Genomic DNA, 20800 nt, shown 5'->3' on the forward strand with positions numbered 1-20800 from the left:
ACGCAGAATTAATGTAAGCAGAAGCGGCCCCAAAGGAATCTCCCGGGGCAGTTTAATTCTTGTTGCTCGGCTTTGGTTTACTGTTACACCGTGTAAAGGCTGAAGAGTAGTGCAGGAGTAGTAGCCAACCTGGTGCTGCGATTAAACCGCTTTAAGTTTTAACAAACACTAACCCACAAAGGTCATTAGAGCTGTGTGTTAGTGGATGGGGGTTCTAATGACTTGCTAGTTGCTTCAAATAAGCTCAATAATTTTTCTAAAACAACTATTTTCATTAAGTGCTTCAGCGCTCATTGGTTTTGCAAGGTAGTATCCTTGAAGCACATGGCAACCAGCGTTAACTAAAAACTCCATTTGGTCACGATTTTCAACGCCTTCAGCAATACAATATAAGTTTAAATTTTCAGCTAAAGAAATAATAGTTTTAATAATTGACTCGTCTCCTTTGTCCTCACCAATACTATTTACAAAACTTTGATCTATCTTTATGACGTTAATTGGGAATTGGCTCAAGTAAGTCAGCGATGAATAGCCTGTACCAAAGTCATCAAGCAATAATTTAAATCCTGCTGCTTTTAATTTTTGTAACTGCTTAGCAGCTTTCAGTTTATCTTCAAGCAATATAGTCTCTGTAATTTCGAGCCTCAGTTGCTTTGGCAGAATACCCGCGTCTGCTAGTATGCATTGTAAACGTTCGGTTATGTTCTCCTTTAAAATATGTTTTGGTGATAGGTTTAAGGAAATATAAAATAATGGATTGTCATTCAGTAGTGGCGCTAATTCAATAAGTGCACGTTTAAGGGCTAACTCAGTTAAGCGCTCGATTAAACCGGTTTCTTCTGAAATTGGAATAAACACTGCGGGTGAAACAAATTGCTCTTTGTTTTTCCAGCGCATTAGTAGCTCTACACCATTTATTGTTCTTGCTTCAATATCAACAATTGGCTGATAATGATTAAAAAATAAGTCGGCTTTTACTGCATCTTTTAAATCATTTTCGAGCATTAGCTTTTGTTTTATTTGTTCGTTCATTTCATCGCTAAAGAAGCTAAAACCATTCCTGCCATTTTGCTTTGCTTGCATCATAGCGACGTCTGCGTTACGAATTAAAATGTCGGTTGTTATTGCATCAAATGGGTACAAAGCAACGCCTATACTGGCAGAAATATTAATCGCAAAGTCTTCAATCATCACTTTATTTGCTAATTCTTTACTAATTAGCATAACTGTTTCTTTTAATGAGTCCTGAGATTCTACATTTTTAATCAGAACTAAAAACTCATCTCCACTTTGACGGCCAAGCTGTGCATTTTCGTTAAGGATATTACCCAACCGTTCAGTAATATTACAAAGAAGCTTGTCACCTACAGCATGACCAAAAGAGTCATTTACTGGCTTAAACTTATCTAAATCTATAAATAAGAGTGCGCAATGTGTATTTGAACTTTCGGCTTGTTTGATGGCTTCCTCAATTTCTTGATACATTAAACTACGATTTGGTAGTTTTGTTAGTGCGTCGTAATTGGCTAAATAACGCAGCTCATTTTCAGCTCTTTTTTGCTCTGTTAGGTCAGAAATAACAATTACATAGTAGCTTACTTCTGTTGTACTTTTTGCTACAGCAGTCACATTAATATGCACTGGGTGCTTACTGCTTTTAGCTGTTTTTATTAACGTATCAATATGCCAGTTTTCAGTTGGTTGCAATTTTTTAAGTATTTTTGCAAACTTTTTACAGTTTTCTTTACCAATAGACTTTATAAATAGTTTCGGGCTAATATTTGTAAATTCCTCTGAATCAGAGAACGTTCTTATAAAACTATTATTTGCTGAAAATGGCATTAAATGATCGTCTAAAATCAGTAACCAATCGTTTATTTGGCTAAATGCTTCACCTAGTATTTTGGCTTGTTCTTCATTGGCACGCTGCTCTGTAATATTGGTATAAATACCAGATACATACAAAGGTTTACCTGTTTGAGTGTCAAAAATTATTTGGCCAGTGTCTTGATACCACAACCACTGCCCATTTTTATGGCGGAGACGATATGTTGATTGCCAATTTTTATTTTTACTTTTTTTGCTTATAAAGCTTTGCCATTTGGTTTCAAATCGACGCTTATCGTCAGGGTGTATAATAGAAAAAAACAGCTCTATCGATACTCGTTCTTCAAGGTTCTCATAACCCAGTTCTATGCCGCGTAAGGTATTTACAGAACCATCTTTAAATCGAAAATCCCATATTCCACTTTTATTATTTTTAAGAGCGAGCTCTGTTTGTTTTTTCGAATTTATAGTGTCTGTATGCGCTTGTTGAATAACATTTTGGCGGCTACGGTATTGCCAGAAAAATAAAGCGAAGAGACTTAACATAACTATAATATAGGTGAATATCGCAAAGGGAGACTTCCAAGGAGCATAGGCTACATTCATGCTCAGCTTAACTGGTGGGGCTTTAATTACACCATCTTTAAAATGTGCGTTTATGGTGAGAGAGTAGCTTCCCGGTTGAAGTTTAGTAAAAAACACCTGATTTGATTTTAAGTTGTTATAGGTAAGTGATGTTGGGCCATCAAGAACCACATCATATAGCGTTTTATTTGTATCTGGATAAGAAAAGTCAGAAAAGTTTACCGTTAACCCCATATCATCATGGCTCAATTTGAGGGGTTGATTACTGTATTTAAGAGGCGAAAAAGGTAATTCTCTCGTCAATAAGCTGACATCTGTAATTGCTAATCTATGTTTTTCAGTTGTTTTATTTTCATTGAAATCAGCAGGATTAAAAAGAAGGGCGCCAGCATTACTACCTAATATTATTTGCCCATTATTCAATTTTCTTTGCGTGTAGTCTGTAAATTTATTGGTGCTTAAACCATCTTTAACAGAAAAACTTGTAACATTAAGTGTGTTGAGGTTTATCTTGTAGAGTCCATTCTCAGAGCTTGCCCACAAATAATTTTTTTCATCAGGCACTAAAGACAAAATTGAATTAGAATTTAAAGAGCTTTTGAGCCCCAGAGAATGTTTACGTTCATAGGTTTGTGGGTCTATGCCAATCAAGCCTTCATGAGTAGTTGCAAGCCATAAAACATTTCTTTTTAAGTCAAGGTAATAATTATCTACAGTGTAATAGATGTCGTCTCTATTGTTTGATGACTGAAATATTTGGTTTAAGCTTTGTGTTGACTCGTTATACCTATATAGGCTGTTGGTCATACTAATTAAAAGTTCATTTGGGTGTGTTTCTATTGGCGGAAGGAACACATAGGCATATATAGGGTCTAGAAAGTTTTTAAGTCCTTCAATAACCCTTATATCACCTGTTTTTTCGTTAAATAGGTAAAAGTTTTTGTCGTTTGCAAATGCATATTGATGAGAGCCAATTTTGGCAAAACCGAAAACAGTAGGTTGAGTAAGTAAATCGTTATTAGTACTTAAATTTGATACTAATTGCTTACTATTTTTATCAAACAATTCAAACCCACTGTAAGAATATAGCCATAAATATTGGTTGTTTCCAAGAGAGGAAGCAAAAATATCATAAACTGCTGACGAACCAAACACTGCTTTAGCGTCGGTTGAGTTTAAAAAAGTACGTGTAGTTTTTGTTTTAGGGTTGTATTGAGCTAGGCCATCGTTTGTACCAAACCATATAGTATTATCTTCGTCTTCGTGAATTTTGTTTATCGTATTATTGACGGGCAACTTAATATTTTTAAATCGTCTTGTATTAATGGGCCACGTGAATACCCCTTGGCTTCTTGATGATAACCAAAGTACTCCTGTTTGGCTTATTGTTAAATCGTCAATTGAGTTATCGTTGATATTAAATTTACTTTTTTCATAATTTAATATGAACTCTATTTCGCCGTTTATTCGGCTAAAACTAAATAATCCTTTTTCTGTTGCTACAAACTCACCCTGCTCAGAATTAATGTAATCCCAGATATTAAGATCGGGAATAAGCGTCGTTATTTTAGAGCTGAGTACAAGGTTATCTTCTGAAAATGCGAATTTATACAGCCCTTCTACCGTGCCAACTAGAAGGCCAAGCTCTTTATCTACCTGTAAAAACTTTACATTGATGTTGTCTATTGTTGTTTTTTCGACAGGGTGAAGCGGTATTTCTGTAAGCTGATTACTAACAAGGTTGAACGTGAATAGCCCATTATTGGCTCCAATGAAAAGTGTATTATTGTGTAGTGTTAGAGCACGTATATACGACGTTTTTTCAGCTAAAGCGGCTGTTTGTGTAAAAGCTCCAGTGATTTTATTGTAAGTGAGTATTTGGTTATCAATTGCTAAGTAATAAAGTTCGTTTTTTTCGGCCATTGCTGAAACAGGTGAATAAATTTGTTTTTCTTTATCGAGCTGTCCTGAGTAGATTTTTTCTGTTTTTAAAGTTTGCGGGTCTATTAGGTATGCACCAGCTATATCAGTAGAAACAAGTAACTTACCGTCTTGTGTTTTTAGTACTGTAAAAATGTAATGTTTGTCTAGGTCAAAACCACCGTCGAATGTTTCAACATTATAGCCATCAAACCTATTTAGTCCTTGTTGCGTAGCAATCCAAATGTAGCCAATCTCATCTTCTTGTATTTTTACAACGTAATTTTGTGAGAGGCCTTCATCGGTAGAAAGGCGTTGTAACTGTTGGGCATAATTTTGCGATGCAAATGCATTGCTCATACACAACATTATAAATAAAACAAAAAGGGATAATTTACTTATTGGCACTGATGACCGATCTCCAAAACAGGTGCAGCTACATACAGCTAAGTGTTAAATATAGCACAGTTTTTATTATGTTTTTACAAAAAATAAACATATTTTGTCAGTGCAAATTTAATGCAATGAACTAATATTTAACATTATTTAAGGGTTTTAGGGAGGTCTTAAAATGGCTTTAACAAACATACAAGCCAAAGATAGTCTTTTACTGATCATAGATATTCAAGAGCGACTTTCCCCCATGATTAGTGATTTTCAAAGTCTTTTAAAAAACACACTAAAATTAGCGCAGGCATCTTGTGTGCACGACATACCAACACTTATCTCAGAGCAGTATGTAAAAGGATTAGGAGAAACCGACAACAAAATTAAATCTGTTTTACCGCGTGCTACGTATTTCAGTAAGGTGTATTTTAGTGCTTGTGAAGAAGCTGGCTTCTTAGATAAGTTAATTAGTTTTAACAAAAAAACGATTGTTGTAGTGGGCACTGAGGCGCACGTGTGTGTTTTACAAACGTGTATTGATTTATTAAAAAATGGATTTGAAGTGGTTTTAGTAATAGATGCAATAGGCTCTCGTAATGCTGAGCATAAAAGTATCGCAATAGAACAGCTAAAGCATGGCGGAGCGGTAATTTCATGTGCAGAAATTATTATATTTCAATGGACAAAAACTGCAGCTACGCCTACGTTTAAGAAAATATTACCTATAATTAAATAGGTTAGTTGTATATAGTGTAAATTAAATGTTTATTAATATTAAATTTCAAATTATTCATTGATAATATTGGTACTATTTGGCTGCATTTGCACTAAGCTAAATGTATTAGTAAAATTAAAAGTTAGGGTCTTTATGTCTAGTGTTAGTCGTTTATTAACAATTATTTTTGTCATCTTATTCGTCGAATCTATAGGATTAGGCCTTTATTTTGGTACGTTAACTCAAGCATTTATAGTCGGTTTGCCGTTGTGTTTATTACCAATATGGCTACTTAAAACTCAAGAAAATAACCCTATTACACCCCACATAGTCGCTGCTGCAATTATGATGTTTTCTTTTTTGCATATACAGCAAGCTTTTGGCTTAATTGAAGTGCATTTTGAAATTTTTATATTAATGCCTATTTTAATTATTTTTGTTCAATGGCGCGTTTTCATAACAGCCATTGTATTTGTTGCCGTCCATCACCTTTCTTTCTACTACTTACAAACCCAAAATACGGGCTTTTATGTATTCGACCCTGATAGACTTTCTTTTAGTACTGTGATTATTCATGCAGCTTATGCAATAGTTGAAGTGCTTGTTGTAGGTTACATAGCAATTACATTAGAGAGAGAGCGCCGGGCTGGAACATCACTTAGCTCAGCAACTGAGCAAATTATGGAAAACTCTGAGCACATTAAATTATCTCTTAGAGCCGATTACACGCAAAGTGAAGCTGTTGTTGGTTTTAACACCTTACTCGATTACTTGTCGGACGTTATTAAACAAGTCAAAACTCAGTCGTATTCTCTTAAAACCAATTCCGGTGAATTAATTCAAGTTCATGATCAACTAGCGAATGGTGCACAGCAGCGAACTCAGCAAACAGATGATATAGCTAATTCGGGTGCTCAAGTTGCGCATGGTTTCAAATTAGTAGAGCAAGAAAGCGAAGTGTTGAAAACACAAGTAGATAGCATCACACAATCTGCTAAAGGGGCTTTAGACGACGTATTACAGACCGACAGTAAAAGTAGAGAGCTACTGAATTTGTTAAATCATACAGAAGAGCAAATTAATCAACTCGTTGCTGCCGGCGATGTCATTTCAAGCTTATTAAACGAAATATCTGGGATTGCTGAGCAAACAAATTTACTTGCGCTCAATGCAGCCATTGAAGCTGCCAGGGCTGGCGAGCACGGAAGGGGCTTTGCAGTTGTAGCGGATGAAGTACGATCATTGGCAAACCATAGTAAAGCAACTACTGACAAAATAGGCCTGACTCTTAAAGACCTTGTTACAAATAGTAAAACATCTACCCAATCAATGACTCAGTGCGTAAGCTTTGTTGTTGATTTAACTGAAATAAGCACTGCAATGAAAGAAAATATTTCAGCAATGAGTGAACAGATAAAAGCGGTGTCGAGTAGTACTAGCTCGGTTGCACAAGTTGTTTCAGAACAGGCTGGTAATACAGAACAAATTGCTAACAGCACAGACCAAATGCGCCAAAATCAGTACGAGGATTCCAATATTGTTAAGCAACTCACCGACAAAGTTCAGTTAATCGACGTGAGTATTGACGTACTTGAGCAATCAATTGCTAAATTTAAGTAGCCCACATTTTTTAAAGTTTATAATACTAGCCTGGTTAGGATTCGTTATATCAGGCTTAGTTTATTTTCAGGTTAGCCAGCTAAAATCGTTTGATAGTGACAGAATATTATTACAGGATGGTTGGTTTTTAAGTTTTAAAAAGCAGCTAGGGTTGAATACGCAAACACACGAGGCATCTTTAGTTCTTGTCATAGAGCAAAACTGTGGTTGCGCAAAGCAGGCTAAAGCACACATTACCGCACTTAAACGATTTGCTGACGAAAAAGGCTTTAATATTATCGAGCATCCTTACTTAGCTGAGTTACATCATGTTATTCCAGCTACGCCAGCCGCTGTAATTATTGATAAGAATGGCGAGTTTGTTTATGCGGGGCCATTATCAGAAGGATTAGCTTGCTCACAGGGCAGTGGTTTTGTAGAAACGGCAATGACTAACTTAGTTGCTGGGTTTAACTCAAAATTACTTGTAGCAGATACTAAAGGCTGTTATTGCAAAAATAGGGTTTAGCTTCAGGGGGCCGCTTCCTTAAAGTAAATTTGTTGAGTGTTAAATCACACTCTTTTTTCTTTATCAAAAAGAGCCTAACTGAGTAGTCAGTAGTTTTATTCAAGTGCTTTATATTTGTGTTAGTGCACACTTTTGAGTGAAAGTTTTATTAGTCAACTCTCAAATGAACTAATCTATATTCACTAATTATTAGATTTTAATGATCAATCTATTAATTTGAATCAATGGCGATACTAAATAAAATTGACAAAAGATTAGGGGAACAATGAGTTACCAATTTTTGTATGAAAGGTTACCCTAAAGTTATAATTGGGTTTAAAATAAAATTCAAATAACTCTCTAAAAATTATTGATAACTATTACTATTTAGATTAATATAACTATATCGAAAGTAATTAGAGTGGTTTGTAATCATGTACATTTGTCTATGTCACGGTGTGACAGATAAAAAAATTGAACAAACAATTGATGATGGTGCAACAACTATGCGTGAGTTGGCAAAAGAGCTTAATGTCGGCAGCCAATGCGGAAAATGCTGTGGTTGTACTAAGAAGATTTTGAATCGCAAGCTGATTCAAATTGCAGACATAACAGATCAAGTCGCTTAATTATTTTAAAAAATATTACATAAAAAAAGCAGCCATATGGCTGCTTTTTTTATGCTTATAACGTGTTGTTAAAGTTGAGATTGAAGATAGTTTTCTATACCTACATTCTCAATAAGCTGTTGCTGTGTTTCCAGCCAGTCCATTTGCTCTTCTTGCTCGTTTAAAATATGGTCGAGTGCTTCTCGGCTAATGTAGTCTTTTTTACTTTCAGCTAATTTAACCGCAGCGCGAAGTTCGTCTATAGTATCAAGCTCAAAGCTCATGTTAGCAGCAATCATTTCTTCGCTGTTTTCACCAATACGTAAACGGCCTAAGTCTTGTAGGTTTGGTAAACCCTCTAAAAATAAAATACGCTCAATTAAACGATCGGCGTTTTTCATTTTTTGAATTGACACTTTGTAGTCTGCTTTATCAAGCTGGCTAAAACCAAAGTCTTTAAACATACGTGCATGTAAAAAGTATTGATTAATTCCGACAAGTTCATTAGCAAGTACGCTATTTAACGCTTTAATGACCTCTAAGTCGCCTTTCATAACTTTAGCTCCTGCTAACCCATTTGAGATTGATGGTAATTTTCTGAGCCAATTTTTTCAATTAGGCCAAGTTGTTGTTCTAACCAGTAAACATGATCTTCTTCTGTATCGAACAATAGTTTTTGGAGTATTGCACGAGATTGATAGTCTTGCTGTTCTTCACAGATGGCAATTACATCTTTTACGCAGGCAACAACTTCTAGTTCGAGTGTTAAATCATTTTGCATCATGCTTTTAACATCGTTTCCAATAAGCAAATCACGACGCTTGGTAAGGTTTGGGACACCTTCTAAAAATAAAATACGTTTGATTAACCAGTCAGCATGGTCTTTTTCTTCTTCCATTTCATGATTAAGGCGCTCATAAAGTTTATTTAAACCCCAATCATCATACATGCGAGAGTGTATAAAATACTGATCGATTGCAGCTAACTCGTTGGCGAGTAGCGCATTAAATGCGTCGATTACTTTTTGATTACCTTTCATGATATGCCACCATAGCTTTGTTAATTATGGCTAGTGTAGTGTAAAACCAAGTAATTGCAAGTTTTCTCTATAAAAATCATTGCGTTACTATTGGTTTTGATTCTTATTTAAGTTTGCATTGTTGCTTGCTTTATAGGCTCTCTGCGTTTTGGGCGCACAATCAATTTTTGCCTGAATAAGAGAAGCTTGAATATATTTAAAGCAGCTTAGGTAATACGGGTGTCGTAATTAACTTTATAGCGCTGAACTCAGGTGCAAAAAATAGCAAACCTCATTAATAGTTTTTAATTCAATTATATTTTTTGTTTATTAATCAATTAAGCTAATTGATGTATGGCATACTCAAATACACATTAATTTCATGGTGTGTAATACATTATCAGCACCATAAATAGTTACTGAACACATATTTTAATTTAACAATAGCGCAGCACACTTAGGGTCACTACTATGAGCAAGTCAATTATAATTCGCGATGCGAAGCCAAGCGATGCCAAAATTATCTTACATTTTATTACAGAGCTTGCGATATATGAAAAAGAGCCAGATGCGGTCAAAACAAATGAGCAAGCTATTTTAGAGACATTATTTAGCGAAGGCGCCACAGCGCACAGTATTATATGTTTAGATGGCGATGAACCTATAGGCTTTGCAGTTTATTTTTACAATTATTCTACTTGGCTAGGTAAAAACGGTTTGTATCTTGAAGATTTATACGTAAGTCCAGATAGCCGTGGTAAAGGTGCTGGTAAAGCCATAATGAAGCATTTAGCTAATAAGGCGTTGAGCAATAATTGTGGTCGTTTTGAGTGGGTTGTTTTGGATTGGAATAAGCCTGCAATAGATTTTTATGACAGTATAGGTGCAAAGCCCCAAACTGAATGGATTATTTATCGTTTAACGGGTCAAGAGTTAATAGATTTTGCTAAATAGTAAAGTTCCGATTGTGGCTAGCAATGGGTAAAAATTTATTTAAACTTTGTGCTGGTCACTCATTAAAAGAGCTATTTATGATTTCATCTTACTGGCAAAAAGCACGTCAAAGTCGCGATCACCGATTTGATGGTCTTTTTTATGTTGCGGTAAAAAGTACGGGTATTTACTGCAGGCCTATTTGTCCAGCGCCTACTGCGCTTGAAAAAAATGTTATTTATTATGAGTTTGCTCATAATGCAGCGCAAGACGGTTTTAGGCCTTGCATTCGTTGTAGGCCTGACAGTGCACCGGGAAGTGCGGCTTGGCAAGGGGTCAAAACAACCGCTTTGAGGGCAAAGCAGCTCATTGACCAATACGATGAACATGATTGCGAAAAGTTAGCTGAAAGGTTAGGAGTGAGTAGTCGATACTTAAGACGTTTGTTTAAACAACATTTTGGTTTGTCGCTTACGCAATATCGTTTATTTAAGCAATGTCATTTTGCAAAAAAGCTGATACAAGAAACGCATTTATCGCTAACCGACATTGCATACGCGGCAGGTTTTAAAAGTACAAGGCGATTTAATGATGCTTTTTTCAAACAATTAAATATGACACCATCAGCACTGCGTCAAAATACCAAAATTCAAAGTACGTCACTTACCTTAACCCTTCCTTTTAGGCCTCCTTATAATTGGCTTGCTTTACGCTCGTTTATAGAAAAACGTTTAATTAAACCTGTTGAATGGATTTCGGAAAATAGCTACGGGCGTACGTTTTCAAATACGCTTTATAAAGGGTGCTTCACTGCCGAATTTATCGAAAGTAAACATCACTTTAAAGTAAAGGTAGAGATAGACGACACGCAATATTTGCAAACAGTTATAAATAACATACGGCGGGTTCTAGACTTAGATGCTGATATTAATTTAATAGAAACTCATTTAAATACAAACATAAACAATGCATTCACACTGTGTAACGGACTTAGGTTGCCAGGTATTTGGTCAGAGTTTGAGGCTGGTATTAGGGCTGTGCTAGGACAACAAGTAAGCGTAGCCGCAGCGCATAGCTTAGTCACTAAACTAGTTGATGAGCTCGGAGAAAAAGACGTAAACCATGTGTATTTTCCGAGTGCCGAACAGGTAGCACAAAGCAGCTTTGATTTTTTTAAAATGCCACAAGCGCGCAAAAATGCGCTACATAATTTAGCTTTGTTTTGCGCCAATAACCCTGGCAATAGTGACTTAGATTTATGGCTTGACTTAAAAGGAATAGGCCCATGGACTGTGAACTATGCAAAATTAAGAGGGCAAAGCCAACCCGATATATTACTTGATGGTGATTTAGGAATTAAAAAAGCACAAGCTGCGGCAAGTTCGTTTAACAGTGAAAAGTGCACCCCATTTCGTTCCTATTTAACGTTTCAACTTTGGCAGCAACTATCATGATTATTCAAACATACATAACAAGTCCCATAGACAATATAATAATTCAAGCAACTGAAAAAGGGGTGAGTTACGTTGGCTTTTATCCGCTTGAAACCTACCCACATATGCCTCTTGCTAAAGTAACTAATGAGCCGATATTAAGCTGTGCGCTGCAATTAAAAGAGTATTTTAATAAAAAGCGTAAAACATTTAGTGTTCCCTTAGATACTAAAGGGACTGAATTTCAAAAAAATGTATGGAACGCACTTTTGGATGTTCCTTACGGTAAAACCAATACGTATGGGGATATTGCTCACGCATTAAATAACCCAAAAGCGGTAAGAGCGGTGGGGGCAGCTAACGGTAAAAACCCAATTAGCATTATCGTGCCTTGCCATAGAATTATTGGCGCAAATGCAACGCTAACTGGGTACGCTGGTGGACTCGAAAGAAAACGTTGGCTTTTACAACATGAAGGGGTTTTGTAAATTAGTAGCCTTAAGTTTTGTATCATATATTATAAAGGTTACACTATAAAAAATACTCTAATAAAAAATAGCTATGCAATTTAATACACTATTTTATATATTTATCTTTTTATGCATCGTACCGATTAATGGCGCAAACGCCGCTGCTAAAAAGTTGCTTTTTTGCTATGAAGACAAGGAAATTGCGCCAATGTTTTTAGGTACAGGGCAAGAGATTCCGATTCAAAGGCCCGGAGCTTCGGCAGACGTACTCCGGCTATTGGACGACGCAGTTGATGGTGTTGATATTGAATTTGTAAGAAAACCTTGGCGAAGGTGCTTGAAGGATCTTGAATCAAATAAAGTAAATGCAGTTATTGCTAGCTTCAGAGAAGGCAGAGAGCGAATAGCCGTTTACCCAATGAATGAAGATGCAAAACCTAATGCTCAGTTTGCTATTAGCAGGTTTGGCAGCTGCTTGTTAGGTCGTGATAAATTTCGATCGCAATGGCAATCACGCGATAAGTTTAATACCAAAACATTTACAATTGCTGTGCCAAGCGGTTATGGCTTAAGCGCTGTTTTAAAAAAAGAACCTCTTTTTGTTCACGAGACGGTGTCTAAAGAAAATGCATTTGAGCTACTTAACAAAGGGGTTGTGGACTCAAGCATAGATATTTGCCAAGTTAATAAAATTAAAACGTCTAGTTACCCTTATAGTGACACCGATGTAAAAGCACTATTTCCCCCATACGAATTTACGCTTGGTTATTTAGTTTTTTCGCATCAACTTTATGAAAATCATCCGACGCTTAGTCATAAAATGTGGCAGTGGGTTAGTGAATTTGATTCGGCTCCTATCTACATTGATTATTTAAATTCTGCCAAACAACCTCAAAACTAATACTTTAAATCATAAGCTTATTTGGCGTTTGAAATTGGTATTCAGTGCATATTAGGGTAGCATAAGCGCACTTTTTGTAACTTGGCACCATCATGGCTCAATTATACTTTTACTATTCTGCAATGAATGCGGGAAAATCTACCACCTTATTACAATCGGCTTTTAATTATAAAGAGCGAGGTATGGAGCCAGTTATCCTTACTGCAGCTATTGACGATAGAGAAGGTGTTGGCAAGGTTTCGTCTCGAATAGGTTTGCAAGCCGATGCACATGTATTTGATGCAAGTAAAGATGTGTATGAGTTGATTCAATCGCTTAACAATGAAAAAAAGCGCCATTGTATATTAGTCGATGAATGTCAGTTTTTATCCAAAGAGCAAGTCATGCAGTTAACGGATGTAGTAGATGAGTTAGGCATTCCTGTGCTTTGCTACGGTTTACGAAACGACTTTAGAGGTGAGTTGTTTGTTGGCTCTCAATACCTACTAGCTTGGGCTGATAAATTAATTGAGCTTAAAACGGTGTGCCATTGTGGACGCAAAGCCAATCACGTATTACGTACCGATGAAAATGGTGATGCCATTGCCGACGGTAACCAAGTTGAAATTGGCGGCAACGATCGTTATGTATCGGTATGCCGCAAACATTACAAAGCCGCTTTAAATATGGGCCGATAACGCGCTAATAAAGGTGTCTATATCTTTTCGAGTTATCCCTAAATGCGTGACTAGCCTGAGTTGTTTACTTGGGCTTATTAGAACACCTTGCTGTTTTAGCTTCGCAGCTATATCTACAATATTAAAACCTTCATCACAAGATGCATACACCATATTGGTCGTATTACTCATATCTACGTTAAAGCCTTCAAGTGAGCTTAAACATTTAGCTAGGTAGCGCGCATTAGCATGATCGTCTTTTAAGCGACTTATGTTATTTTCAAGCGCATATTGCCCCGCAGCAGCGAGCATTCCGGCTTGTCGCATACCACCACCAAGTACTTTACGCCATCGCCTAGCTTTATTTACCAAAGAAGATGACCCCAATAATAAAGATCCAACCGGTGCACCTAACCCTTTAGATAAGCAAATAGACACAGAGTCAAAATGTTTCGTTATTTGTTTAATATCAACTTCTAACTCAACTGATGCATTAAACGCACGTGCGCCATCTAAATGTAGAGCTAAATTATGCTCATTAACAAAGTCCCGTGCTTGGGCGAGGTACTCGAGGCTAAGTACTTTACCGCCAATGGTATTTTCTAGGCTTAGTAATCGCGTTTTTGCAAAGTGGCTATCGTCTGGTTTAATTGCAGCGGCTATTTTATTGAAATTAATGGAACCGTTTTGTTCGTTTTCTATCGGTTGTGGCTGTATAGAGCCTAGAACTGCTGCACCACCACCTTCAAATTTATAATTATGCGCATTTTGGCCACAAATATATTCGTCCCCACGTTCACAATGTGCCATTAAACCAAGTAAATTTGCTTGTGTTCCAGAGCTGCAAAAAAGTGCGGCTTCAAAATTAAAACGAGTAGAAGCGAAGTTCTCTAGGTTATTTACACTTTCATCGTCGCCATAAACATCATCACCAACTGGTGCACTGTACATGATATCGCGCATTTCTTTTGTTGGTTTGGTGACCGTATCTGAACGAAAATCTATCATATTTTTCCTTTTTCTTATTTAATCAAGTTCATTACAAATGTGTTCACGCGTCTCTTTATCAAAGTAACTCCAAGCAAGAAATCGGCTAACTTTTTGCCCTTGAGCCATATCAATAATTTTATATTCCGCAATTGGGTATGTTTTTAGTTTTGCTTCAAGTGCACTAAGTGAGTCTTTTTTTGAGACTAAAGATGTAAACCACAACACTTGTTGTGCAAATTCTTCACTTTCTGCAATCATTGTTGTGATGAATTGTACTTCACCACCTTCGCACCAAAGCTCGTTGTTGTTACCACCAAAGTTAAGCGTTTTACTGGGCGCTTTTCCTAAGTTTTTCCATTTTCGTTCACTTCCTTTTTTTGCCTCTTGTTCGCTTGCATGAAATGGCGGGTTACAAAGCGTTAAGTGATATAAATCTTTTTGGTTTATAACACCTTTAAATATATTAGCCGGTTTTTTTTGCAGCTTAACCGTTATTTTTAAGGCATTAAATTGTGCAATTTGCTTGGCTATTTTAACCGAGACAGGGTCTATATCTGAGCCAGTGAAGTGCCAGTTATATTCACTCGTCCCTGTTAATGGATAAACTAAATTTGCACCAGTACCTATATCAAGTACTTTAACCTGCTTACCTTGAGGGATTGTTTGTTTATTATCTTCGCTTAATAGATCGGCCAAGTGATGGATATAGTCTACTCGCCCTGGTATTGGTGGGCATAAGTTGTGCTCGGGAATATCCCAAAATTCAATATTATAGTGCGCTTTGAGTAGCGCTTGGTTGAGTGTTTTTACTGCTTTATTATTTGCAAAGTCAATACTTTTAGTACCTGCAGGCGTGTTAACTATATAAGGGCTTAAAGCCGGCAGCGCAGCTGTTAGTAAGTTAAAATCGTAACCGTTATTATGCTGATTGCGTGGGTGTAGTTTTGCACGTGGTGTATTTTTAGTCATGAATTTATTTTAGCAATCTATATCAATAGTTAATTGTAACAAATCCTCGTAATTAAAGTGCAGACAATTACTTTGGCATATTTAAAAATACTGGTACGATGAGTTGAGGGTAACAATAAGGATTAAGCGTGGCCATTTCTCAACAATCAATAACTATAAATTTAGCAGATAAACAAACACTGCATTTACGCAAAATATTCGATGAACAACAAAATGGTCCCATCGTATTCTTTATGCATGGTGCAGTCGAAAATGGCAAAATTTTTTATACACATAGTAATAAAGGTCTTGCTCCATTTTTAGCTGAGCACGGATATCGTTGCTATGTCGCTGATCTGCGTGGGCGCGGAGAAAGTAAGCCTGTTATATCTAAATCTGCTGCCTATGGGCAAACCGAAGCTATATTAGAAGATATTCCCGCGTTTATTAATAAAATTGAGCAGCTCGAAGGTTCTAAACCAGATTACTGGGTGGCCCATTCGTGGGGTGGCGTTTTAATGAATAGCGTATTTGCACGCTTTCCACATTATATTGATGATGTAAAAGCATGTGTTTACTTTGGTTCAAAACGCTCACTGTTTAACAATCATCCAAAAAAGTTACTTCAAGCTAATTTTATTTGGTATTTTATGGCGCCATTACTAGCTAAAAAGCACGGGTATTTACCTGCAAAGCGCTTAAAGTGGGGAAGTGACGACGAAACCCAAAAGTCGCATTATCAAAGCATGCAGTGGGCTAAAAAAAAGCCTTGGGTTGATTCCGATGATAATTTTGATTATGCAAAAGCATTGCGTTCACTTCATTTGCCACCTACGCTACATATTGCAGCGGTTAAAGATAAAGCATTAGCGCAGCCAGTTGATATTCAAAGGTTTATTGATGAATCTGGCCCTGGTATCCAACAAATGCGTATTTATGGTCGTCGCCATGGACACCGTATAGATTACGACCACATAAATATGTTAACTCATCCAATAGCCCGTAAAGAGCAATTTAACGATTTACTTCAATGGTTTAAGAGTCACCCTTGTTCATTAGCTTGAGCAAGGGGACTTGGTATCGTTCCCATTTACTAACGGCATTTGTATTTACTGGCTGGCGAACAGCTTGTTTGCTCAGTGTTGTGACGGCTCTTTTTTGATTGTAAAACGATAAGCAGTTTTGCTCATATTTACACCCTAAAAACTCAAAAAGAGTATTTAATTGGTCTTCAGGATTATTTACTAAGTCTTCATAGGCTAAATTAAACACAGGTAATCTTAAAGTATTCCAATGTGTCATTAGTTTTTCATATAAGCCATGGTAGTGCTTAAATTCAGTTAAAGAGCAAAAGTACGGCTCGTTCTCAGCAAAATAATTACTAAATACAGAAAATGCTGTGGCATTAACGTTACGTGATAAATTAATAAACTTAGCGTTTGGAAATAAAATATAAATCAGCCCGAGCGATTGATAATTGCTTGGTAGCTTATTAATAATAATCGGCCTTAACGGTGTCGCTGTTTTTAGTGTATCAATATAAATATTACGAGCTTGATTAATTAGGCTAGGCGTTAAATTGGCTAAGCACTGAGGATACGGAGTTTTGGTTTTTTGCTCTAAAAAGGCAACAACATTATTACTAATACTCGTGTTTTCGCCTAGGCTTGAACATTCGCTATGACTTATAAGCATTTGCTCTAGTAGAGTTGACCCGCTTCTTGGCATGCCAATTATAAATACAGGCGTGATTGTTGCGGAAAAGTCTTCTTCACGTGAAGCTAATAAATCTAGAGTACTGTATTTAATGATCTGATCATAAAAAGGGTCAAGCTCTTTGGTTGTAAACGTACTTAATTTATATTGTAGCGTATTTGCTAGCTCAAAATAGTTAAAAGCTTGATCTGTATCGTTTAGTTTATCGTAACTTTTGCCTAATGCGTAGTAACACACCATTTTAAGACGTAGGTTGTTAGTTTGAGTTACTAAGTGATGCAAATTACTAATGTAATTGTGTTCTTTATTAAAACGGCCAAGTTGTACTAATTCAAACAAAATATAGGCTGTGACAGGGTATAAGCCCATACTTAATGCGTGTGCAAATGTTGTGTGCGCTTTATCCAAATCACCATGTGTTAAATAATGCTGGGCTAAGTAATAATGTGGTTCAGGGTTATGGCTTGCTAGGCTTTTTGCATATTCTAATACGGTAAGTGCGTCCTGTGGTGAATTAACACCATTAAAAGCGTCTGCCAATGCGTGAAGCGGTTCTAACATGTGCGGTAAACGTTCGCAGGCTTTTTGTAGTAAATAAACTGCGGCATCAAACTTTTCTAGTCTTAGTGCTATTTTACCTAAACCAAATAAGGCTTCGCCATTTTCGGGCTCAGTAGCAAGTATCGTTTTGTAATGAAATTCAGCTTCTTTAAGCTTATTTTGTGCGAGTAGTTTGTTGGCTTTATCTAGTAGCATAGTGGGGCATTTTATTTTTTATTTACTATAAAATAAAAAAGGCGAAATGTCTTAACATTTCGCCTTAATGCTTTCATTCTAAAAATTAGAAAGTATATGTGGCCTTAGCGTAGTAGAAACCACCGTTAATACCGTAAGGAGATGTTTCGTAGTATTTACCACCCCAGTTATTATTTGGGATACCCGTTGCATCTTGGAAATCAAGTTTTTCAGCATCTTGGTCAAGTAAGTTTTGTGCACCTACAGAGAAGCTGATTGAATCGTTCACAAAGTACGTAATTTCTGCATCAAGCGTTACAGATGCGTCTGCTGTTTTAGCTGTTGCATCGTAATCAACGTGAACACCTTGATATTCGCCATAGTAGTTAAGACGAGTAAACGCAGAGATTGACTCCCACTGTTGTGCCCACGTAAGTGTTGCACGGTGGTTAGGTAAGTCTTCTTCTAGGCGTTTAACTTTAAACTCACCCGTAATATCACTGAACTTAGTTACTTCAGTTTCATTCCAGTTGTAAGCAAGGCTAAATGTAGAGCTGCCACCTAAAATATCTGCCGTGTAATTAGCTACAACATCAACACCTTGAGTTGTTGTATCAAAGTCATTAGTGAAGAAACTAACTTGCGCAAGACCTTCAACATTAGGTACACCCGCAGCTGAAAGTGTATCTTTATCAGCTTGGCTAAGCGTAATTTTTTCAGATTGACTGATACGGTCTTCAACTTGAATGTTGTAGTAATCAACAGTTAGGAACAAATCGCCAATTGTATAAACTGCACCAAATGTATAACTTTGCGATTCTTCAGGTTGCAGCTCCGTACCACCAAGTTGAACAGCAACAGGGTTTGTTGGTGGTAATAATGCAGAATCTCTTAACACACCATCACTTAAGTTTGTTTGAACGTTACTTACGTTTGCTTGACCAACAGTTGGTGCACGGAAACCTGTGCTAATTGAACCACGAATATTTAGGTCTTCAGTTACATGGTACTGAGCCATTAATTTGTAGTTTGTTGTGCTACCAAACGAGTCGTAGTCTTCAAATCGAAGCGCTAAGCCCATTAAGAAGTCTTCTGTAAATGGTGCTTCAACGTCTACAAATGCAGCGTAGTTACGACGTGAAAATTCACCTGCTTGCGACGGTTTGAAACCAGGGAAGCCGTTTGAGCCAATGCCAAAGCCTTGCGCTGTTAATGGACCCGCTGTGTAAGATGCTTCATCACCTGAGATGATTGTAAATGTTTCTTCATGCCATTCTAAACCACCGGCTACGTTCACATCATATGCTAGGCCAAAGTCGTAGCCTTTAGATAGGTCTAAGTTAAAGTTTTTCTCTAACTGCTCATATTTACCAGGGCTAAAGTCGCGCGGTGTGTCTGGGCCTAAAGATGCATTCACCGTGTTGTAAATAAAGTAACGTGATTCATTTAAACCCACAGTACCGCTTAAATCATACAATACGTCTTTCATGAAGCCGTCTGTAAATTCACCTTTTGTACCAATGGTTAAAGAGGTATCAGTGATGTTGCCACCAAAGTTTGGTGTAAAACCACCCGGGATCATTTCGTTAAATGCAAAACAATCTGGGTTGTTAGCTACGCCGTTTACGTAAGCCGGGTCGTCTAATACATTACCATCTGTAATTGAAATGGTAGGACAGTTACCGCTCATGTCGTCAGTTAGGTCTGCAACAAGGAGTGTTGCGCCATCATCGTTTGAATATACACCTGAACGAGTATGCGGGTTACGATAGTAAAAGCCACCACGTACATCGCGCTCAGAGTAGTTACCAAACATGTAAAATTGTGAGTTGTTTGTTAAGTCTAGGCCTACATTACCAAAAAGTGAGATATCGTCATCAACTTCTGGTGCACCCCAAACTTGAGCAAGAGACGAAACATCAGGTACGCCTGCTGCTGCAAAACCTGCTGCATCTGGGCGTTGAACTGAACGACTCGTTGCATCTGCTGTTTTGTATTGGAAGCTTAAGTTTGCAAAACCACTGTCTGTAAACGGTAAACCTACGTTACCAGAAATTTGAGTAGTATCGCCGTCGCCTTCAAAATATTGACCTTTACGAACTTCAAACTTACCGCCTTCTGAAGCGTCTTTTAATTGGAAGTTCATTACACCTGCAATAGCATCAGAACCGTACTGAGCGGCTGCACCGTCACGAAGTACTTCTACTTGTTTAATTGCAATGCTAGGAATAACTGAAATATCGGCGCCTTGTGCACCATCGTTAATACCACCGCCTAGAAATGCGATTACAGATGCACGGTGACGACGTTTGCCGTTTAAAAGTACTAACGTGCTGTCTGATGGTAAACCACGAAGGTTAGCAGGGCGGACTAGTGATGCTGCATCACTAATAGGGTTTTGATGAACGTTGAAAGAAGGAACTGAGCCTTTAAGAAGTTCTAGCATGTCAGTGTTACCTGACTTTTCTAGCTCTTCGCCACCTATGATATCAATAGGAACGGGTGAATCACCAATTGAACGTGGAGCTGAACGCGTACCTACTACAGCAATTTTCTCTACATTCTTATTAACTTTAACTTCGCTTTGTTCATCTGCTGCTATTGCAGAGCCCGAGATGAATAATCCGGCGGTGGTTGTGGCTAATGCAAATTTAATCGCTTGGTTTAGCGTATTATTTTTTAATTTCATTCTAAATTTCCCCAGTTAGAATAATTTTGTTTTAGGCGTACTTTAAAGCACGCCTTAATCATAATTGTGGAACGAACAGAGTGGTTTTACGCGATTGAAGTATCGAATCAAAAGAGCGTAAATACTCACCTTCTGTTAACTCCTGAATACAGACTATACATA

The 20800-nt window shown here is 37.1% G+C and carries 17 protein-coding genes; 10 read left to right on the plus strand and 7 right to left on the minus strand.

The genetic code is table 11. From position 1 onward, the window contains the following. Window positions 1-234: 234 nt before the first annotated feature. A complete protein-coding gene (locus MTP24_RS18080; protein ID WP_243533937.1) occupies window positions 235-4692 on the minus strand; it encodes an EAL domain-containing protein in 4458 nt (1485 codons plus the stop codon). A gap of 211 nt (window positions 4693-4903) precedes the next feature. On the opposite strand from MTP24_RS18080, the gene MTP24_RS18085 reads away from it, so the two are divergent. The 4 genes from MTP24_RS18085 (at window position 4904) to MTP24_RS18100 (ending at window position 8170) form a co-directional block, all read left to right on the plus strand. Continuing rightward, window positions 4904-5455: an isochorismatase family protein gene (locus tag MTP24_RS18085; RefSeq protein ID WP_243533939.1), complete on the plus strand. Its 552-nt coding sequence runs from the start codon at window positions 4904-4906 to the stop codon at window positions 5453-5455. 132 nt (window positions 5456-5587) lie between these two features. Next, complete coding sequence (locus MTP24_RS18090) at window positions 5588-7054, plus strand: methyl-accepting chemotaxis protein (RefSeq protein WP_243533941.1); 1467 nt, start codon at window positions 5588-5590, stop codon at window positions 7052-7054. Next, window positions 7038-7562: a DUF6436 domain-containing protein gene (locus MTP24_RS18095; protein ID WP_243534520.1), complete on the plus strand. Its 525-nt coding sequence runs from the start codon at window positions 7038-7040 to the stop codon at window positions 7560-7562. Before MTP24_RS18090 ends, MTP24_RS18095 begins: the two co-directional genes overlap by 17 nt. Before the next feature lie 413 nt (window positions 7563-7975). After that, on the plus strand, window positions 7976-8170 hold the full coding sequence (locus tag MTP24_RS18100) for a (2Fe-2S)-binding protein (protein WP_006791629.1): 195 nt from the start codon (window positions 7976-7978) through the stop codon (window positions 8168-8170). 68 nt (window positions 8171-8238) lie between these two features. Here the strand turns inward: MTP24_RS18100 and bfr (MTP24_RS18105) are convergent, their stop codons facing one another. Beyond that, window positions 8239-8703 (minus strand): bacterioferritin, encoded by a 465-nt coding sequence (gene bfr, locus MTP24_RS18105; RefSeq protein WP_006791630.1) that lies wholly within the window; start codon window positions 8701-8703, stop codon window positions 8239-8241. 14 nt (window positions 8704-8717) lie between these two features. After that, window positions 8718-9188: a bacterioferritin gene (gene bfr / locus MTP24_RS18110; RefSeq protein WP_006791631.1), complete on the minus strand. Its 471-nt coding sequence runs from the start codon at window positions 9186-9188 to the stop codon at window positions 8718-8720. 450 nt (window positions 9189-9638) lie between these two features. Between bfr (MTP24_RS18110) and MTP24_RS18115 the strand changes: the two genes are divergently transcribed. The 5 genes from MTP24_RS18115 (at window position 9639) to MTP24_RS18135 (ending at window position 13581) form a co-directional block, all read left to right on the plus strand. Beyond that, window positions 9639-10121 carry a GNAT family N-acetyltransferase gene (locus MTP24_RS18115; protein WP_010556777.1) on the plus strand — a complete coding sequence of 161 codons (483 nt, stop codon included), beginning with the start codon at window positions 9639-9641 and terminating at the stop codon, window positions 10119-10121. Window positions 10122-10198: 77 nt separating this feature from the next. After that, the gene (locus MTP24_RS18120) at window positions 10199-11554 is read left to right on the plus strand and encodes an AlkA N-terminal domain-containing protein (RefSeq protein WP_243533943.1); all 1356 of its coding nucleotides are present in this window, start codon (window positions 10199-10201) and stop codon (window positions 11552-11554) included. Beyond that, window positions 11551-12021 (plus strand): methylated-DNA--[protein]-cysteine S-methyltransferase, encoded by a 471-nt coding sequence (locus MTP24_RS18125; protein WP_243533945.1) that lies wholly within the window; start codon window positions 11551-11553, stop codon window positions 12019-12021. The genes MTP24_RS18120 and MTP24_RS18125 overlap by 4 nt, the downstream gene beginning before the upstream one ends. A 73-nt stretch (window positions 12022-12094) precedes the next feature. Next, complete coding sequence (locus MTP24_RS18130) at window positions 12095-12904, plus strand: amino acid ABC transporter substrate-binding protein (protein WP_243533947.1); 810 nt, start codon at window positions 12095-12097, stop codon at window positions 12902-12904. Between the two features lie 92 nt (window positions 12905-12996). Beyond that, window positions 12997-13581 (plus strand): thymidine kinase, encoded by a 585-nt coding sequence (locus tag MTP24_RS18135; RefSeq protein ID WP_243533950.1) that lies wholly within the window; start codon window positions 12997-12999, stop codon window positions 13579-13581. Here the strand turns inward: MTP24_RS18135 and ltaE are convergent. Both ltaE and rlmF read right to left on the minus strand, forming a co-directional pair. Continuing rightward, complete coding sequence (gene ltaE / locus MTP24_RS18140; RefSeq protein WP_243533952.1) at window positions 13564-14568, minus strand: low-specificity L-threonine aldolase; 1005 nt, start codon at window positions 14566-14568, stop codon at window positions 13564-13566. The two genes, MTP24_RS18135 and ltaE, sit on opposite strands and share 18 nt — an antisense overlap. Window positions 14569-14586: 18 nt before the next feature. After that, window positions 14587-15519 (minus strand): 23S rRNA (adenine(1618)-N(6))-methyltransferase RlmF, encoded by a 933-nt coding sequence (gene rlmF, locus MTP24_RS18145; RefSeq protein WP_010556771.1) that lies wholly within the window; start codon window positions 15517-15519, stop codon window positions 14587-14589. 128 nt (window positions 15520-15647) lie between these two features. On the opposite strand from rlmF, the gene MTP24_RS18150 reads away from it, so the two are divergent. Next, window positions 15648-16562 carry an alpha/beta fold hydrolase gene (locus MTP24_RS18150; protein ID WP_010556770.1) on the plus strand — a complete coding sequence of 305 codons (915 nt, stop codon included), beginning with the start codon at window positions 15648-15650 and terminating at the stop codon, window positions 16560-16562. Here the strand turns inward: MTP24_RS18150 and MTP24_RS18155 are convergent. Then, window positions 16534-17970: a sulfotransferase gene (locus tag MTP24_RS18155; protein WP_243533954.1), complete on the minus strand. Its 1437-nt coding sequence runs from the start codon at window positions 17968-17970 to the stop codon at window positions 16534-16536. The genes MTP24_RS18150 and MTP24_RS18155 overlap by 29 nt on opposite strands. An 85-nt stretch (window positions 17971-18055) precedes the next feature. Continuing rightward, a complete protein-coding gene (locus MTP24_RS18160; RefSeq protein WP_243533957.1) occupies window positions 18056-20638 on the minus strand; it encodes a TonB-dependent receptor in 2583 nt (860 codons plus the stop codon). Window positions 20639-20800 lie beyond the last annotated feature (162 nt).

Origin of the sequence: Pseudoalteromonas sp. APM04, assembly GCF_022809815.1 — a bacterium.
GTDB classification, from domain to species: Bacteria; Pseudomonadota; Gammaproteobacteria; order Enterobacterales; family Alteromonadaceae; genus Pseudoalteromonas; species Pseudoalteromonas marina.

Coding starts and splice junctions, on each gene's coding strand:
- bfr (WP_006791631.1), bottom strand. CDS start 9,188: ATGAAAGGTAATCAAAAAGTAATCGACGCATTTAATGCGCTACTCGCC.
- MTP24_RS18135 (WP_243533950.1), top strand. CDS start 12,997: ATGGCTCAATTATACTTTTACTATTCTGCAATGAATGCGGGAAAATCT.
- MTP24_RS18125 (WP_243533945.1), top strand. CDS start 11,551: ATGATTATTCAAACATACATAACAAGTCCCATAGACAATATAATAATT.
- MTP24_RS18080 (WP_243533937.1), bottom strand. CDS start 4,692: ATGAGCAATGCATTTGCATCGCAAAATTATGCCCAACAGTTACAACGC.
- rlmF (WP_010556771.1), bottom strand. CDS start 15,519: ATGACTAAAAATACACCACGTGCAAAACTACACCCACGCAATCAGCAT.
- MTP24_RS18155 (WP_243533954.1), bottom strand. CDS start 17,970: ATGCTACTAGATAAAGCCAACAAACTACTCGCACAAAATAAGCTTAAA.
- ltaE (WP_243533952.1), bottom strand. CDS start 14,568: ATGATAGATTTTCGTTCAGATACGGTCACCAAACCAACAAAAGAAATG.
- MTP24_RS18085 (WP_243533939.1), top strand. CDS start 4,904: ATGGCTTTAACAAACATACAAGCCAAAGATAGTCTTTTACTGATCATA.
- MTP24_RS18130 (WP_243533947.1), top strand. CDS start 12,095: ATGCAATTTAATACACTATTTTATATATTTATCTTTTTATGCATCGTA.
- MTP24_RS18115 (WP_010556777.1), top strand. CDS start 9,639: ATGAGCAAGTCAATTATAATTCGCGATGCGAAGCCAAGCGATGCCAAA.
- MTP24_RS18090 (WP_243533941.1), top strand. CDS start 5,588: ATGTCTAGTGTTAGTCGTTTATTAACAATTATTTTTGTCATCTTATTC.
- MTP24_RS18160 (WP_243533957.1), bottom strand. CDS start 20,638: ATGAAATTAAAAAATAATACGCTAAACCAAGCGATTAAATTTGCATTA.
- bfr (WP_006791630.1), bottom strand. CDS start 8,703: ATGAAAGGCGACTTAGAGGTCATTAAAGCGTTAAATAGCGTACTTGCT.
- MTP24_RS18120 (WP_243533943.1), top strand. CDS start 10,199: ATGATTTCATCTTACTGGCAAAAAGCACGTCAAAGTCGCGATCACCGA.
- MTP24_RS18100 (WP_006791629.1), top strand. CDS start 7,976: ATGTACATTTGTCTATGTCACGGTGTGACAGATAAAAAAATTGAACAA.